General features: G+C 48.5%; 1 protein-coding gene. It reads right to left on the bottom strand.

The features are described 5' to 3' along the window. On the bottom strand, nt 1–1487 hold a 1487-nt coding region (ygjK, locus tag R7M72_RS24550), incomplete at its 3' end, for an alpha-glucosidase (RefSeq protein WP_318056395.1). Nucleotides 1488–1551: the final 64 nt, after the last annotated feature.

Here is a 1551-nt window from a genome sequence, read left to right as displayed (position 1 = left end):
ACTGCCGCGCCGTATTCAGGCACACCATTTTGGTTGTGGTCGCGGTTGGATAGCCACCAATCGTGGTATGCCACCAACTTCGGATACATTTCATCAATGAATTTTTGCGCGTCTTCTGGGCGATCAAACTGGTTCACGAGAGCGTGATACACCTCCATCACAGACCATGCCGCCAACGAAGGTTTCGTATTGCGTTCGTTCCAGTTTTCAGAGCCAGCACCACCACGACTAACAGGTTTGGTGTACGTCAACACATCCAGCAAGTAGCCTTTGTCTTGCGGACGAATCTTGTCATCAGTTTGAACTTGCTCTTGGAATACCGTGCGAATGTTGTCCATCGCAACATCTGGGTTGAAATGCGCCATCGCGTACGCTTGTTTCCACGAATCCCACGGCCACGTTAAGTTACCAGAGAACCAACGCGCAGTGACCGATGGCGTGACTGTCGCTTGTTCAATATCGCCCGCCGCAGAGCGCCAGTTACCGTTTAGGGTCTCCATCGCTTTTACCGCTACGCGAGCTTGGTCTGCTGTCGCTTCTTTGTTGATAAGACCATTCGCTAAATAGCCGTCCCAACGCGCTTTCGACGCTTCCATGTATTGAGTTGGATTCGCCAATACATCTTGCAATTTCAACGATTCTGACTGCACTTCTTTCGCATTGTGCAGGTTAGAATACGCCGTATAAACCGCCGATGTTTGCTCAGCTGGTAGGCTCATCTCCGCGGTAGAACTGAATGAGGTTTCGTTGGTGAACGTCTTCGTCGGTAGAGAACGAGTAATGCGGAACTCGGCATCGCGGTCATTACGGATCGCCCAGTTGTCTTTCATCTCGCTAAAGTTAATTTTAATGCCGTTCTCGATGGTCGAAATCTGGCGCTTGTAATCTGGGTAGTACTGCGCCACAGTTTGGTCTTTGCGCGTCGACAGCGCGTATTTCACCAACTCGCCGTCCCACTCCAACGCCAAGTTCATATCACGATCAGTTTTATTAGTGATGAGCGTTTCCACCAGCGAAGAGCGGTCAGTCACGAAGCGCAGCACCATTTGCACGTGAATATCGTCCAAGTCCAACACCTGCACTAACGCACCTGGAATGGAATAGACTTTCGCTTCTGCGTTCGATAAATCGTAAGTTTGGCCACTCACTTTGTCGGTCAACGTGAGCTTGTCGAACGTTTGGCCAGACATAAAATGCGCGTACTCTTGCGTCACTTGCATAATACCGCCGAAAGCGCCATAACCCGCCGCATCTTCAGGTAGCAAATGGCCATGCCACGCGCCGTTGTCCGTGAGTGCGTTGTACTTCAGGTTCGAATAACTGTCGTAATCACGCAGGTAAGTTGGATTACCAGTACGATCAATCACGTTAGTAAATTCTGAAGTTGGCGCCTGTGGTAAACGGATTTCAGTTTTATCATTGGAACCACATCCAACAAGCGAAATAGTAGCCCCGATCAGAATGGCAAGTGTGCTCTTTTTAAACATACTTTTTCCCTATTATTTACGTTATTTTTATATTCTCATTTATATAAATGAGTGTTTTTAGTGT

Source organism: Vibrio sp. YT-18, from assembly GCF_033337345.1.
Taxonomy (GTDB): Bacteria; Pseudomonadota; Gammaproteobacteria; order Enterobacterales; family Vibrionaceae; genus Vibrio; species Vibrio alginolyticus.
Note: the sequence above shows the minus strand (reverse complement) of the source record. Positions and strands in the feature narration are given on the sequence as shown.